This window comes from Streptodolium elevatio, assembly GCF_053592165.1.
Genome location: NZ_JBSFVE010000025.1, coordinates 24,890 through 40,020, shown reverse-complemented (window position 1 = coordinate 40,020; position 15,131 = coordinate 24,890). Strand labels below are relative to the sequence as shown.

General features: G+C 71.8%; 12 protein-coding genes. All 12 read right to left on the bottom strand.

Translation table 11 applies throughout. The features are described 5' to 3' along the window. Positions 1-2: 2 nt before the first annotated feature. The 12 genes from ACWD12_RS34005 to ACWD12_RS33950 all read right to left on the bottom strand — a co-directional run bounded on the left by ACWD12_RS34005 (position 3) and on the right by ACWD12_RS33950 (position 15,072). Positions 3-266 (bottom strand): acyl carrier protein, encoded by a 264-nt coding sequence (locus ACWD12_RS34005; protein ID WP_450102809.1) that lies wholly within the window; start codon positions 264-266, stop codon positions 3-5. After that, positions 256-1,833: an AMP-binding protein gene (locus ACWD12_RS34000; protein WP_450102808.1), complete on the bottom strand. Its 1,578-nt coding sequence runs from the start codon at positions 1,831-1,833 to the stop codon at positions 256-258. Before ACWD12_RS34000 ends, ACWD12_RS34005 begins: the two co-directional genes overlap by 11 nt. Next, the gene (locus tag ACWD12_RS33995; protein ID WP_450102807.1) at positions 1,830-3,863 is read right to left on the bottom strand and encodes a class I tRNA ligase family protein; all 2,034 of its coding nucleotides are present in this window, start codon (positions 3,861-3,863) and stop codon (positions 1,830-1,832) included. Before ACWD12_RS33995 ends, ACWD12_RS34000 begins: the two co-directional genes overlap by 4 nt. Beyond that, positions 3,860-4,966 (bottom strand): NAD(P)/FAD-dependent oxidoreductase, encoded by a 1,107-nt coding sequence (locus ACWD12_RS33990; protein ID WP_450102806.1) that lies wholly within the window; start codon positions 4,964-4,966, stop codon positions 3,860-3,862. The genes ACWD12_RS33995 and ACWD12_RS33990 overlap by 4 nt, the downstream gene beginning before the upstream one ends. Then, positions 4,963-6,282: a lysine N(6)-hydroxylase/L-ornithine N(5)-oxygenase family protein gene (locus tag ACWD12_RS33985; RefSeq protein ID WP_450102805.1), complete on the bottom strand. Its 1,320-nt coding sequence runs from the start codon at positions 6,280-6,282 to the stop codon at positions 4,963-4,965. Before ACWD12_RS33985 ends, ACWD12_RS33990 begins: the two co-directional genes overlap by 4 nt. A gap of 100 nt (positions 6,283-6,382) precedes the next feature. Next, on the bottom strand, positions 6,383-7,570 hold the full coding sequence (locus tag ACWD12_RS33980; protein WP_450102804.1) for a saccharopine dehydrogenase C-terminal domain-containing protein: 1,188 nt from the start codon (positions 7,568-7,570) through the stop codon (positions 6,383-6,385). Continuing rightward, positions 7,560-8,696 carry a saccharopine dehydrogenase gene (locus ACWD12_RS33975; protein WP_450102853.1) on the bottom strand — a complete coding sequence of 379 codons (1,137 nt, stop codon included), beginning with the start codon at positions 8,694-8,696 and terminating at the stop codon, positions 7,560-7,562. Before ACWD12_RS33975 ends, ACWD12_RS33980 begins: the two co-directional genes overlap by 11 nt. 109 nt (positions 8,697-8,805) lie before the next feature. Continuing rightward, a complete protein-coding gene (locus ACWD12_RS33970) occupies positions 8,806-10,002 on the bottom strand; it encodes an acyl-CoA dehydrogenase family protein (RefSeq protein ID WP_450102803.1) in 1,197 nt (398 codons plus the stop codon). Between the two features lie 76 nt (positions 10,003-10,078). Continuing rightward, positions 10,079-11,932, bottom strand: coding sequence for an FAD/NAD(P)-binding protein (locus ACWD12_RS33965; protein ID WP_450102802.1), 1,854 nt, complete (start codon positions 11,930-11,932; stop codon positions 10,079-10,081). Positions 11,933-11,998: 66 nt separating this feature from the next. Continuing rightward, positions 11,999-12,247 (bottom strand): acyl carrier protein, encoded by a 249-nt coding sequence (locus ACWD12_RS33960; protein WP_358356937.1) that lies wholly within the window; start codon positions 12,245-12,247, stop codon positions 11,999-12,001. A gap of 148 nt (positions 12,248-12,395) precedes the next feature. Next, positions 12,396-13,553, bottom strand: a complete 1,158-nt coding sequence (locus ACWD12_RS33955; RefSeq protein WP_450102801.1) for an FAD-binding oxidoreductase — start codon at positions 13,551-13,553, stop codon at positions 12,396-12,398. Positions 13,554-13,572: 19 nt separating this feature from the next. Then, positions 13,573-15,072, bottom strand: coding sequence for a phytoene desaturase family protein (locus tag ACWD12_RS33950; protein WP_358356933.1), 1,500 nt, complete (start codon positions 15,070-15,072; stop codon positions 13,573-13,575). Positions 15,073-15,131: the final 59 nt, after the last annotated feature.

Here is a 15,131-nt window from a genome sequence, read left to right as displayed (position 1 = left end):
TGTCAGGCTCCGTTGCTCATGTGCCGGGACAGGGCCTTGGTGACGTCGCGGAGGGTGCGCATGTCCGCGAGGTCGTCCTCGGTGAAGTGGGCGAGGTCGACCCCGGTAGCCTCGCACAACTCGGTCAGGAACAGGACCTTGTTGAGCGAGGTCAGCGCGTAGGAGCCGACCATGTCGGCGTCGAGGTCGAGGGTCCCCGGCTCGATGTCGTGGGTCAGGACGGCGGAGAACTGTTCGCGGGCCGCGGTTTCCACGTCAGCGGGCATGGATTCCCTCCTCGGGGTTGTGGACGGCCTGGCGGTAGGCGTCCAGGATCTGCTGCCGTTTCGGCTTGTACTGCGAGGTGAGCAGGCCGTTCTCGATGCTGAACGGCGGGTCGGCGACGACGGCGCGGCTGATCCGCTCGTCGGCGGTCACGGCCGCGTTGGTGGCGTCCAGGCACGCGGCGACCGCCTTCGGGTCGATGTCCGGCGAGGCCGGCGACACCACCGCCACCAGGTCGGTCTGCCCGGGGCAGAACAGCACGCACTCGGCGATCGCCGGATCGGCCTTCATGCGCTCCTCGATCGGCCGGACGACGACCTTCTTGCCGTTGTCGAGCACGATCACGTCGTCGGCGCGCCCGCGGATGAACAGGAAGCCGTCCTCGTCCAGGTGTCCGAGGTCGCCGGTGCGGACGGTGCCGTCCGGGCCGAACACCCGTTCCGAGTCACCGGGCTTGGCGTACATGTAGTGGTCGTTCACCGGGTGGTCGCTGCGCACGCTGACGACGCCGTGCTCGTCGATCAGCACCTCCTTGCCGCGCAGCACCCGGCCGACGCTGCCCTCGCGGTGCGCCGCCGGGTGGTTCTTGGTCACGATGCACGTCTCGTTGAGGCCGTATCCCTCGTAGATGGGCAGGCCGGCCTCGGTGAAGAAGCGCAGCACGGCCGGCGCCGCGGGGGCGGAGCCGGTCCACAGGTAGCGGATGCGCTCGCCGAAGACGGCCCGGGCCTCCTGCCGCAGGACGTCAGCGCCGGTGCCGCCGGAGTCGCCGGTCCGGCGGACGCGGGCCTCGATCTGCCGTTTGGCCGTCTCGTAGAAGGCCGGTACGCCCATTACCACGGTCGGCCGCACCCGGCGCAGGGCCGCGAAGGCCGCCTCGTACGTGCTGACCGTGACGTCGTGGCCGTACAGCAGCGCCGAGTAGACCCAGTACCGCTGCTGGAGCAGGGACAGCGGCAGGAACACGAACAGGTCGTCGCCCGGCCCGTGTTCGAAGATCTCCTGGACGGCCAGCAGCGAGCTGTCGATGCTGCCCGCGGTGGCGCCCAGCCCCTTCGGCTCGCCGGTGCTGCCGGACGTGAACTTGACCGTGGTCACGTCCTTCGGCGCCCAGGTGACCGGCGGCAGCGGCGACAGTTCGCCGGCGTCCCGGCCCGACGAGCAGGCCGCGACCTCGCTCATCGGCACGATGCCGCCGCTCTCGCCCGGGTCCAGGTGGTCGGTGGACTCCGCCGTCTCGGTGGACCGGTCGGTGAACAACAGCCGGATGCCGTAGCGCCGCATCAGCCCGACGCCGGGCACGAACTTGCCCGGTTCCAGCCCCGCGGTCTGCACCTTGAGCCGCAGCGCGGCCAGGTCCAGCAGCACCCACTCCAGACTGTTCGCGGCCAGGATGCCGATCCGGTCGCCGGGCCGGACGCCCTGCTCCAGCAGCCAGTGCGCGACGCGGCCGGACCGCTCGTACAACTCGTGCAGCGTGATGCTCTGCGTGCCGAGCAGACTGGCCACCGAGATCCGGCCGCCGGAGGGGCCGGCCGCGACGAGTTTGCCGAGCGTCTCGTCCGTCATCCGTCCGCCCCCCGGGCATCCGCGGCGGCTCGCGCGGCCGGCTCGTCGGACAGCGTCGCGGGCTTGAAGAACACCGCGTCGGCGAGCCGGATCTCGCTGCCCGGCGGGACCAGCTCGACGGTGTCCGGCCAGGCCGTGGGCGCCGGCAGCCCGAGCGCGGCGGCCAGCCGGCCGGCGAAGCGGGGCATCACCGGGGTCGCGGCATGCGCGAGCAGCCGGGCCGCGGCCAGCTCCAGCGCGACGGCGGTACGCGTCTCGTTCTGCCAGTACGCGCTTTGCGCCGTCAGGGCCTCCCGCCGCGAGAAGCGCAGTGTGTCGTCGACCAGCCCGTCGAGTTCGGCCGCGGCCTGGTTCAGCGAGAACCCCTCGCTGCCCAGCGCGGCGGTGACGGCCGCCAGGCGGTTGCCGAGCCTCGCCAGGAACGCGGAGTGCTCGGGGGTCCAGTTCCCGGCGTCCGGCGCCTTGCCGTCGTAGTGCTTGGCGACCCGGCAGCCGAGGTCGTTGAGCCAGTGCTGCCAGGTGCCGATCAGCGTGTCCCGCAGCGCCGCGTCGTACGCCGGGCGCCGGAAGTCGGTGCGCTCGGCCTCGGGGCGGTTGCGGGAGAGGAAGTACCGGACGGCGTCCACCGAGTCCGGGGTCAGGATCTCCTTGCCCCAGATCGCGTGCCGCCGGCTCGTGGAGAACTTGGCGCCGTCCAGCAGGTAGAACTCGTTGACGTGGTAGTCGATGTCCGGCGACCAGTCGGGGTGGGCAAGCTGGTACAGCACCGGGTAGAGCACCGAGTGGTAGAAGCTGTTGTCGTAGCCGAAGAAGTGCACGATCTTCCAGTCCGCGCCCGGCTCGTCGGCCTGCCACGCGCGGCCGAGCCGGCCGCCCAGCGCCTGGATGCCGTACAGGAAGCCGTACGACATCTCCGGCCACACCCAGATCACCTGGCCGTCGACGTCGGTCTCGGCCGGCGGCACCCCCCACGACGACGGGTGCGTGAGGGGGATGTCCAGCTCGGGCCGGGCGAACAGGCGGTCGGCCAACTCCCGCAGCCGGGCCGGGACCCGGCCGAGGCGGTGGTGCGCGGCGACGTCGTCCCGGAACACGTGCAGCGGCAGGGACCAGCGGGCGAGCGGCGCGCGGCGCGGCTCGGCCGGGGAGATCCTGGACTGCGGCGCCTCGAGGTCCGCCACGGTGTTGGGCTCGCCGCAGTCCTCGCAGATATTGCCGCCGGTCGGCGCGCCGCAGCCCGGGCAGTCCCCGCTGACGTCCACCTCGTAGAGGTACTGGCCGCTCTCGGCGTCGAACAGCGCGTCCTTCGCGGCAACCGAGGCCCATCCCGAGGCGACCATCCGGGAGAAGAAGTCGCGTAGGCCCTCGCGGTACCCCGGGTCGACGTTCGTCACGGTGTACTGGTCGAGGGGTATGTCCATCAGCGCGAGCGTCTCGGCGATCTCGGCGCTGTAGTGGGCCGCGGTTTCGGCCGGCTCGCGACCCTCCTTGCGGGCGCAGGCGATCACGTAGCTCTGGTAGTCGTCGCTGCCCGTCAGGTGCCATGCCTCGGTGCCGTTCATCCGCTGGAACCGGACGAACGCGTCGGCGCCCAGGTAGGGGCCGGACAGGTGTCCGAGGTGGAGATCGCCGTTGGGCGTGGGCGGCGTGGAGAAGACGAACACCGGGCGGTCGCCGAACGCCATGCGCTCCTGGTTGCCGGCGGACTTGAGAGCCCGCCCGGAGTCCCGCCAGTACTGGGTGAGGAAGACCAGGTCGGTGTCGCCGGTGTTCTCCAGCACATGCGACTCGAAGGGTTCGAACAGGGCGAGCGTGCCCGGCCGGGCGTCGTACCGGCGGCCGTCCACGACGAACTGGCCACGGCCCTCGACGATGACGAAGAACTCGGTCTCGTCGTGCTGGTGGCTCGTCGACGCCTGGCCCGGGGCGACGCGGCCCCAACCGGCCCCCACGCCCAGTCCGTCGATGTCGCTCATGCGGATGCCGAAGGCCGCATGAAGGGTCTCGGCGTCGTACCGGTCGTAGATCATGTCGCGATCTGCCTTTCGGGTCGGGAGACTTCGGCGGTCTCGGGGGAGGCCTCGGCGAGCAGCCGTACGGTCGCCGCGGCGATCGCCGGCGCGAAGCGGTAGCCGGACCCGCTCGCCGCGCCCGCGAACACCACGCGCCCGTCGTCGGTGACCGGGCGCACGATCGGGATCCCGCCGGGGGCGTACGCGTCGCAGAAGACCCGGCCCGACACGGCGCGGTCGACCAGCCCGGGCGCGTAACGGCCGAGCACATCGAGGGCCTGGTCGCGGTTGGCCGCGGTCAGGGCGGGGTCGACGGTGTCGGGGTGCACACCCCATTCGGGGCACGTGTAGCTGAACAGCCAGTGCCCGCGGTGCCGGTAGGGCAGCAGGAAGGCGTCCTCGTCGTGGAAGACCACCGCTCCGTCCCGCTCGGACACGGGGTGCTCCACGTGCAGCGCGACGATCTTCTTCACCCGGGCGCCCAGCGGCTCGACGAGGTGCCGCCAGGCGGGGGCCGCGAGCCAGGGACCGGGAGCCAGCACCGCCCGGTCCGCGGCCACGGTGTCGCCGGTGCCCAGGGTGAGGCGTACGCCGTCCCCGTCCGACGCCACACCGGTCACGGTCACGCCCTCGAGGAATTGCGCCGACGGCCGCAGTTCGGCGGCGAGTGCCTGGGTGAGCGCCGCCACGTCCGCGTACTGGCAGCCGTCCCCGGCCCACGCGGCCGCGCCTTCCGGCAGGGCGGTCCCGTCCGGCAGGACCGCGGCGCCGCCGACGCGCCGCAGGTTCGCCTCGGGCAGGTAGACCTCCCGCACCGCCGGCTCCGACGTCTCGGGGGCCACCACCGTCATGCCGAGCCGGTGGATCGGCAAGTCGGTTCGGGCGGCCGTGAGTTCGGCGTAGTAGCGCTGGCTCTCGGCGGCCATGGCGCGCGTCTCGGGTGTGGCGCCACGCGGGAAGTGCAGACCGGCCGACCGGCGGGTGGCCCCGCCGGCGACGAGGTCGCGGTCGAGGACCGTCACCGCGGCCCCCGGGTCCGTGGCCAGGATCTCCCGCGCGATCAGGCACCCGAGCACCCCCGCGCCGACCACCGCGATCCCGGTGCCGTGTGTCGCGTTCACGGCGCGCTCCCCGGCTGCGGACCGGGCTTGGTCGACCACTCGATGAACGACGGCAGCTGCTCGGTGCTCGACTCGCGGCTCAGCCGGTCGGCGATGCGGCGGCTGCGCCAGGCGTTGAGGCTGAGGTTGGGGTCGGCGAGCCCGCGTTGGTTGCGTGCCGCGTTCTGCACGAACACCCGGCGGTCGTCCGGCCCGTCCCAGTACACGGCGTAGTCCTCGTCGATGCGCAGTTCGTCGCCGTCGCGCTCCAGCCGGTGCGCGATCGGCTCCAGGAAGTCCATCCGGGTGGGCCGGAACCCGGTCGCCCAGATGACCACCTCGGCCTCGAAGACCTCGGTCGCCTCGTTGTTGTCGTTGTGCCGCGCGGACACCTGCCAGTCGCCGTACAGGCCGGGGCTGACGTCGAACACCTCGCGGTTGGGGTACAGGCCGACCAGGTCGACGTTGCCGTCGACGAAACGGTGCAGATACGTGCGCTGGTAGATCTCGCGCAGCGTGCTGAGCGATATGCCGTCGCTGGTCAGGACGTGTTGGCGGTTGAAGGCCTCGCGGGACTCGCGCTCCAGGCCGAAGAAGTAGTCCGAGTGCGAGGGCATGTAGTAGTCGTTGGTGAACGGTGAATCGTCGATGGGGAAGTAGTTGCCGCGCCGGGAGATCCACGAGACCCGGCGGGGCAGCGCGCTGCCGTGCTGGGAGATCATGTCGAGGAACGCCTCGGCCCCGGACTGCCCGCCGCCGATGACCACCACGCGCTTCCCGCCCAGTGTTCCGGACGTGTGCACGTAGTCGCTGACGTGGAACTGCTTGGGCCCCAGCTTGTCGCAGAGCTGCGCTGGGACGTGCGGCTCACTGCCGATGCCCACCACCACGTTGTCCGCGGTGACGGTCCGGCGGTCGGTGCGCACCCGGAACACGCGGTCGAACGTGACCTCGCGCACGGCCTCGCCGAACACCACGTTCTCGTTGCTGCGGCTGGCCCAGGCAAGGTAGTTGCGGAACTCCGCGCGCGGGACGGCGTCGAACTGGGCGTTCAGGAAGTGGTAGAGCCGTCCGTTCTGGTGCAGGTACGCCAGGAACGTGAACGGGTTCTTGGGGTCGGCGAGCGTCACCAGGTCCTTGAACAGCGAGACCTGGAGCGCGTTTCCGGGCATCTGCTGGCCGTCGTGCCAGGTGAAGGACTGCTTCCGGTCCAGGAACAGGTTGCTCACGTCGGGCCGGCCGTACAGCAGTGACGCCAGGCTCAGGTTGGCCGGACCCACGCCCACGCCCAGGCATGTGTAGTGCGTGGGACCGGATCGTTGGGGCTCGTGCGCCATTTGGGCCTCTCCTTCGGGCGGATCGCCGCGCTCGATGGGGTGGGACGGATCGGTACGGAGGTCCGCGGGCGGCCGGCCGTGGGCGGCTGCGCTCCCAGGATCACGGCGTGCCTCCCGGTGCGTCGGGAAGCGAGTCGTCGAAGGTGCCGCGGATGCCGTGGCCGCCCAGGAAGTCCAGCCACCGGGCGGCCTCGTCGGCCGATTCGGCCGCGCGGTTCAGACCGGCCGGGAGGGCCGAGTCGAGGACGCGGGTCACGCCGAGGGCGAGCGGCACCGACACGCATCGGGCCATGGCGCTCTCCTCCGGGTCGCCGGTCAGGTCGAGCAAATGGGCTCCGCGCCAGCGGGTACGGCCGTCGGTGCCCCGGACTTCCAGTTCGACGGAGAGCACCACCCGGTCCCGGTCCGCCTCGGTGGTCGGGTAGCGGTCGGCAAGTTCCTTGGCCAGTGCGCGGATACGGGTCTCGTCGCCGGTCGTGACGGTCTCGAAGACGTCGCGCCACGCGGCACGCCAGCCCGCGTTGCGGAGCGTGCCGCGGATGAACGTGGTGGCCCGCCACGCCTGCGGCAGCGCGTACTGGGCGAGGAACGGCAGGCTGTCGCGGTTGGGGTAGACCTCGAACTCCTCCCCGGCGAGCACCAGCGACCGCGTGGCCTGCCAGGGATGCCGCGCGGTGCGGGGGCCGCCCTCGTCTATGTACTGCGCGGGCGAGCCGAGCGCGGCAAGCACCCCGTAGGGCGCCCAGCTGAACCGGTAGCGGAAGTCGTCGGGTTCGGCGGGGATGCCGCCGCAGTACGAGGTGAAGGCCACGGACGCCGCGCCGTCGCCGGCCTCGCGGCGGGCCCGGTCCACGAGCACATGGGCCATCAGGTGGTCGATGCCGGGATCGAGGCCGGCCTCGGTCAGCACCACGATGCCGGCCTCGGCCGCGACCGCGGCCTGCTCGCTCAGCGCCTCGGTGGTGTAGCTCGTGCAGGCGAAGTGGGCGCCCCGCGCGACGGCGAGGCGCAGCAGGCCGGTGTGCTCGGCGGCCGGCAGCATGGAGACCACCACGTCTCCGGCCTTGACCTCGGCTTCGAGGGCGCCCGGTTCGAGGCCGCGCACGTCGGCGCGGTCGGTGAGTCCGAGCGCCGCGAGGCGTGCCGCGGCGCGTTCGGCGGTACGGTCCCACAGCACCACGCGCTCGGCGCGGTCGCAGACCAGTCCGAGGCCGGTCCGGCCGGTGGACAGCCCGGTCCCGATCCAGTGGACGGTGCCGCTCGCGGGGGCGGTTCGGTCACCGGACATGCGCGTCCTCCTGGAATTCGGCCGGGGATGCGGCCTGGGTATGGGTCCGGGATTCGCTCCCGGACTCGCTCCGGGATTCGTTGCGGGACTCGGTTCCGGAACCGGCTGCCGCCCGCACGAACTCGCCCAGGCAGCGGGCCCACGCGGGATCGTCGGAACCGAGGCTCGCGAGCACCGGCCACAGGTCCGCGGAGAACGCCCTGGCGGCCTCCGCGGGAAGCAGCGAGGGAAGGTTGTCGATCGCCACGAGGTCGACCGGGCGCCCGCCGTCCCGCAGCCGCCGGACCGGGTGCTCCCAGTCGGTGACCGCGTCGTACACGGGCAGGACGTTGCACTCCGACCCGACGTCGCAGGTGACGTCCGCGATCACCGAGAGGCGGCGTCCGGGGGCGTCGAGGTCGGCGGGGCGCAGGAACGGCGGCACCGGGTGGGTCGTCAGGACGGTGTTGACGAGGATGTCGGCGCCGAGCAGGGTGTCCCGGTCAAGGTTGCGGGTCTCCGCCAAGTCCCAGCGCAGCGGGCTGACTCCGGCGGTTTCCAGGGCGTCGCAGGCACCGCGCCCGCTCCGGCCCAGGGCCCCGATCACGAGGGCGTCGCCGTCGGCCACGCCTCCGGTCCCGTCTCCGGCACCGGCCCGGAGCCGGGCGTCCAGTTCCTCCCGGTCAAGGGAGCGCAGCGGCACTTCGAGCGTGCCGCGCCGGTGCAGCACGGCAAGTGCCGCGCCCACGTACCCCGCCCAGTAGCCGAACGCGGCCAGACGCCGACCGCCGCCGTCGGTCAGGTACTCCAGATCGAGGAGCGCACCCCCGCCTGTCGTGAACCGGGCGAGCAGTTCGCGGGCGCCGGGCTGGCCCTTGTAGGCGTGCCCGAAGTAGATGTGGCGGTGCCGCAACTCCGCCGGCTCGCCGGGAAGTTCCTTGAGTCCGAGGATGTACGTGCCGTCCGCCGCCGTCGGCCAGCCGCCCGCCGGCGCCGTGTCGCACCCCGCGTCCGCGTAGTCGGAAAGCGGGAACACCCGCTGGGGCGACTCCTCGACGGTGATCCGGACACCCCGGTCGACCAGGCGTGCGGCGTCCTCGGGTACGAGCGGCGCGCGGCGTTCGGTGGCGCGCGACTCGCACCGCATCCATAAGTGCGTTGCCACGGGCACCGGAGCTGCCGTCGCAATCGGGTGCGTCAACCTTGCCTGCCTTCGGGTGGTGGGATTGGGCGGCGGTGCGGTCTCGGGCAGGCCGTCAGCCACCGCGGTCGGCCCGGCGCATGTCGAGGCCGTCGGCGATCGCCAGGCGCAGGACGTCGGTCGCGCCCTCGTAGATGCGCAGCGACCGGATCTGCCGGTAGAGGCGTTCGGTGACGCCGCCGCGGACCACGCCGGCCGCGCCGAACAGCTGCACGGACGCGTCGACGATCTCCTGGGCCGCCTCGGTGGCGTACACCTTGGCGATGCTGGAGTGCCGGGCGAACCCGCGGCTGCCCTGGTCGCACTCCCAGGCGGCCCGTGCCACCAGGAGGGAGGCGGCGTTCAGGCGGATGTCGGTGTCCGCGAGCTTCGCCTTCACCAGTTGGAGGTCGAAGAGCGTGCGGCCGTACGCCTCCCGGCCGCGGGTGTGCGCGAGTGTGGCGTCCGCGGCCCGCCGGGCGAACCCGACGGCCGCCGCGCCGACCGTCATCCGGAAGCGGTCGAGCAGGTCCATGGCGACGACGAAGCCGCGGCCCTTCCTGCCGAGCAGGGCTTCGTCCGGGACCGGGCAGTCGTCGAAGTGCACGTGCCCGAAGGAGCGCGGCGCGATGGCGTCGAGCCGCTCCACGCGCAGGCCGGGGGTGTCCGCGGGCACCAGGAAGGCGGACAGGCCCAGCGGTCCCGGTCCTTCGCCGGTGCGGGCGATCACGACGAACAGGTCGGCGATGGTGGCGTGGGCGATCCACGCCTTGCGGCCGGCCAGCACGTAACCGCCGTCCGCGGCGCGCCGGGCGGTCAGCCCGACCGCGGCGACCTCCGAGCCGGCCTCCTTCTCCGAAACGGCGAACGCGCCGATCAGGGTGCCGTTCGCCATGCCGGGCAGGTAGCGGGCCTGCTGCTCCTTGTCGCCGTACCGGATAACCGGCGTGGCGGACAGGGACTGGATGGAGTAGGCGAAGTCCGCCAGGTCCTCGGCGTAGGCCAGGGCCTCGCGCGTCAGGCAGACCGCGCGGAAGTCCCAGGGCAGGTCGGGCGACGCCGCGGACGGGTCCAGGCCGGACAACCAGCCTTCCTCGCCCAGGAGCCGGACCAGGCGGCGGCCCGCCTCGTCCGGCGGCATCCGGCGCACGGTCTCCCACAGTTCGCCGTAGATGTCGCACCAGACGCCGATCTGCTGCGCGAGACGACGGTGGCCGTCGTCGTAGAAAGGAAGCCCGAGAACCTCCGGGTCGTGACTGGTGTTCAGGTCCACTGCGGCGCTCCCTGCGGCTGTCCCTGCGGACGACGGGCCGGATCGCGGCGCGGCCCTGCCGGGCCGTGGCATCGCGTCATGACCCCAGCACCGCCCTGGCGATCGCGTCCGCGTCCTCGAGGATCACCGAGCCGACCCCGGGGCGGATGCCGGCGGCCGTCGCCCAGTGCACGAACTCGGTGGGCACCCCGTAGGCGAAGCAGCGCGGGTGGGGTGTCCCGGAGGCGTCCACCACGCGGTACGGGCGCGGCGTCACCTCCACGCCGCCGGTCTCGTACGCGTCACCGTCCGGATCGGGGATGCGGTACGGCCGGCACTGGCCGGTCGCCTGCATGTGCCGCAACAGGGCGTTGGTGGTGCGGCGCAGGTCCGTGTCGGGAATGCGCGCCTCGATGAGCGTGGTGGCGGGCACCTCCGAGCCGGGGATCGCCGCCGAGCCGATGAGGAAGCCCTCGCCCGCGGGACCGGACCGCACCCGGGTGCCCGGCCCCACCACGCGGAGCAGGCCGCACTCCATCAGCGCGGTCATCTCCTCGATGCGGGACAGCGGCGGACCGATGGAGAGGTACGCGTTGAGCGGCGTGAACCAGTCCGCCACCTCGTCGCGGTAGGAGCTGCCGGTGATCCCGGCGTGGTCGATCGCGAGCCGGACCTCGTTGCGCATGTCGCGCAGCACGTCCAGAGCGGCTTTGAGCGGGTTGTCCACATTGCCGCCGCGGGCGTTCCGGACGTCCTCGCGCAGGTGGCCCACCAGCCATCGGCCGAATTCCTCCTGATGGGTGAACACCCGGTTCCCCCAGGGGCGTTCCACCCGTGACCAGTCCCATTCGTCGGCCGTCCGGAGGCCGTGCCGGCGCAGCACGCCGGTGCGTTCGGCCGGTTCGGCGGCCACGTACTCGGCCAGGAACCGGTCGGCCGTGGGCCGGTCGGTCCGCCCGGCGACAAGCGCGTGGTGGTAGACGGACCGGACTTCGGCGTCCAGGAGCGGCCACACGTGCCGCTTGAACGTCGCGTTCGGCGTGGCGCGGATCCGGGCGATGGCGTCGAGGGTCAGGAACAGCGGCTCGTGGCGGCCCGCCGCGCCCTTCTGGTTCTCGCCGCGGGCCTGGTAGGGCACGCCGCGGCGGGACCCCGCGTACAGGACGGGCTCCTGTCCGGAGGGGAGGTAGTGCAGGCCGTCGGGGCCGGAAACGTACTTGCCGCCCCGGCCCTCGGTCAGCAGGGCGAGCACGTCGAAGAACGCCAGCCCGAGCCCGCGGATGCCGACGGTCTCGCCGACCCCGATGCCGTCGAGGTCGAGGTCGGCGGGGTTGCCCGGGCGGATGTAGCGCAGCCCGTGCCGCCCGGCGTACGCCGCCAACCGCATTTCCTCGGAGGTGGGTTCGTTGGCGCCGTGGCCGAGCGTGAGGACCACCGCGTCCAAACCCGCCAGCAGCGTGCCGTCGTCGAGCGTGACGCACTGCCCGCTCGGGTCCTGGTTCAGGGCTATGGCGGTGCCCCGGTGAACCAGGATGCGGACGGAGTCGGGGGCGGTGGACTTGATGCGGCCGAGGACCCATTCGAGGTACCGGCCGAACTGGGCGCGCGAGGGGTAGTCGTCGGGACCGAGCCGCTCCGCGCCCGCCCAGATGTTCCCGGCGCCGAACTCCACCGGTTGGAGCCAGTCGTACAGGCTCGGCCCCGGCCGGATCGGCCCGGCGCAGTTGACGCTGGTGTCGGTGAACTGGCTGATCTGCGATGTCACGGTGTTCATGAGCAGGTGGTGGGACTGCCGGGTACGCCAGGTGCGCCCGGCCCCCGGCGGGTACGGGTCCACCACGTGGATCGACAGCCGGCGCTCGCCGCTGTGGTTCGCACACAACCGCTCGAGGACCGCGAGGCCGCGTGGACCGGCGCCCACGACGCAGATTGCCTTGGCCGGTCGAGACACGGTCACTCCTCCTTCAATCGGTCCGCTCGCCGCGAGACGAGCGCCGGGACAATGTCGAGCCGAGTGCTACTTCTCCGACTTGCGCCGCGCGGCTTCCTCGGCGAACTGGCCGAAGGTCATCGTCGACAGCGTCTCCATCTCGTCGTCCGAGAATTCGATGCCGAATTCGTCGAGCTGCATCACCAATTCGGCGAGCGAGAGCGACTCCAATTCGAGTCCGCCGTCGCCCAGTGGCGTTTCGTCGGTCAGTGCGTCCACTTCGAAATGCATGCTGCGTAGTGCGTCGACCATGACTTCCCGAAGGTCGGTGGGCATTTGGTGAACCTCCTGTGAGGGGTGCGGGGCGGTACGTGTGGCTCGGTGGCGACCAGGCGGCGGTTCGGCGGCGCACCGGGGGCGGAGACGGGCCCGGCGATCGGCCCGGCGATCGGCCCGCTGACGGGCGATGCCCCGACGGGTCGCGTCAGACGTCGATCTCGACGTCCGTGAGCGGATAGGCGACACAGCTGTGCGCGAATCCGAACTTCGAGTCGGCCATGCGGAGTTTGGCCTCCTGGGCGTGGAAGACCTCGCCGGAGCAGACCCGGACCCGGCACAGCGAGCACTCGCCGGAGCGGCACGACGGCTCCTGGGGGATGCCGTTGTCCTCCAGTGCCTCGAGCATGTTCTGGCCGCGCGGCATGGCGAACGTCTTGCGACCGCGGACCGTGACGGACACCGTGCCGGCCGGGTCGAGGTCCGCGGGCCAGCGCGGGTCGTCGCCCGGCTGCACCGCGACGCTGTTGTCCTCGTACCGGATGCGCCGGCGCGGGTGCCCGAGCGCGGTCAACTCGTCGATCAGGAACTCGTATTTGCCCGGTGGGCCGCACAGGTAGGTCATCCGGCCGGCCAGCGGGCCCACCAGGGAGGTGATCAGTTTCCCGTCGAGCGGCGTGACCGCCCCGGTCCAGTCCGGGCCGGGCTGGGCGATGACGTGGTGCACGGTCAGGCCGGGGAGCCGGTCGGCCAGTGTGTCCAGTTCCTCGCGGAAGATGACGTCGTCGGCGCGGCGGGAGCCGTACACCAGGGTCATCCGGCGGGCCAGGTCGTTGTCGGCGATGTCCTTGATCATGCTCATCGCCGGGGCGACACCGGATCCGCCGGCCAGGAAGACGAGGTCGTCGCCGTGGTAGAGCGGGTCGTGGAAGAACGTGCCGATCGGCCCGCCGCTGGTGAAGCGGTCCCCGGCCTCGGTGGTGTCGAGCAGGTGGTTGCTGACCCGTCCGCCGGGCAGCCGGCGCACCGTCAGGTCGTAGTGCTCGCGGGCGTTGGGCGACGACGAGATGGAGAACGCGCGGCTCGTCCGGACGTCGCCGACCTGGACGTGCAGGTTGATGTACTGTCCCGCGAGGAACGGCGGCAGCGGCCCGCCGCCGGTCTTGCGCAGCCTGAAGGTCTTGGTGGTGACGGTCTCGTCGACGACCTCGGCGACGGTGAGGTCCAGCCGGCGCGGATGGAGCGGTTCCAGGTCGCCCCAGGCGTCCGCCGGGTGGTCCACCTCCCCGGCTTCCTCCCGCCGCCGCATCGCGGCGAGCACGTCGTCGGCCCCGTCGAACAACAGGGCCAGCGGATTGGCTGTCATATCCGACTCCGTTCTGGGGTTACATGGACAAGATCCGCTGGCACACCCGGGCCGCCATGACGATCATCGAGTTGTAGCCGCCCGCGCCGGTCCAGTTGCTGATGCAGACCAGGCCCGGCACGTTCGGCGCCAGATCCTCGTTGCGGAACAGCCAGCTGTCCGAGATGTCCTGGTCGAAGCCGTAGATGGTGCCGGCGGGCTGGCTGAGGTAGCGCTTGAAGGTGAGCGGTGTGGAGACCTCGGCCTCCTCGATCACGTCCCGCACGCCGGGGGCGATGGCCTTGAGGAGTTCGAGCTGGGACTGCGCGTACGCGAACTTCGTCCTGGCGTACTCCTCCGGCGCCAGGGCCTCCCACGGTGCGCCGTAGTGCAGCGAGGCGAGTGCGACCTGCGAGGCGCCGGGTGGCGCGTAGCCGGTCGGCCGGACGTCGTAGCAGGTCGCGACCAGGTACCGGGCGGGCTCCAGGGTGCGGTTGGCCCGATCGAGGTTGCCCTCGTCGAGGTCGGCGGTGATGAAGCTCGTCGAGGTCAGGAAGCCGAGTTCGGCGGCCGGCGCGTCCAGCCCGAGGTAGAGCACCGTCGCGGACGGGCCGAGGGCCCGGCCCCGCAGGTCCTTGAGCACCCGGTCGGGCACCACGCCGTCGTCGAGCATCCGCGTGTACGTCGTCACGGTGGGTGCGTTGGAGATCACCATCCTCGACGAGATCTCCGTGCCGTCGGCCAGCCGCACGCCGGCCGCCGCACCCCCGCGGGTGACGATCTTCGACACGTCGGTGTTGAACTTGACCTCGCCGCCGGCCTCCAGGAAGGAGGCCAGCATGGCCGAGGACATGGACATGCTGCCGCCGACCACCTGGTAGGGCTTGTACTCGATGTACAGGGTCAGCAGCCGGGCCAGGTCCATGAACGCGCACACCGACGCCGTCTGGCCGTTGTAGCTCCAGTACGAGGCCAGCACGTGCTTCAACCGCTCGTCGGTGAAGAACTCGTCCAGCACCGCTTGGAACGACTTCAACCCGTAGCGGCGTACGTCGGACATGCCCGACAGCCATTCGATCTGCTCCTGCATCTTGTGCAGGTTCGCGCGGGCGACCAGCTGCCAGACGCCGGTGTCCCGGACCAGTTCCATGAAGCGCGTCAGCTGGGCGCGGTTGCCGGGGTAGTGGCTGTCGAGCGTGTCGACGACGCCCTGCCAGTCGGCCGGCAGCGTCACGTCCAGGACACCGGGGACGACCGTGCGGTAGAGGTCGTCGTCGACGACGAACTCCAGCCGCTTCGTGACGTCCAGCATGTCGAAGACGGCACGCAGCGGGCCGTTGCCGCCCTCGTCGCCCATGCCGGCCAGCTGGTGCAGCGACACCTCGAACTCGAACCGGCCGCGGACGAACGAATGCGCCGCCCCGCCCGGGACGTTGTGGCGCTCCAGCAGGAGCGTCCGCCTGCCGCCGCGCTGCATGGTGGCCGCCGCACTCAGCCCGGCGTTGCCGGCGCCGATGACGATCACGTCGTAGTCGGTCATTGCCTTCCTTCCTCGGGGGACCGCGGCGGCGCCGGAGGCCGCCGGTCGTGGTGCGGTCC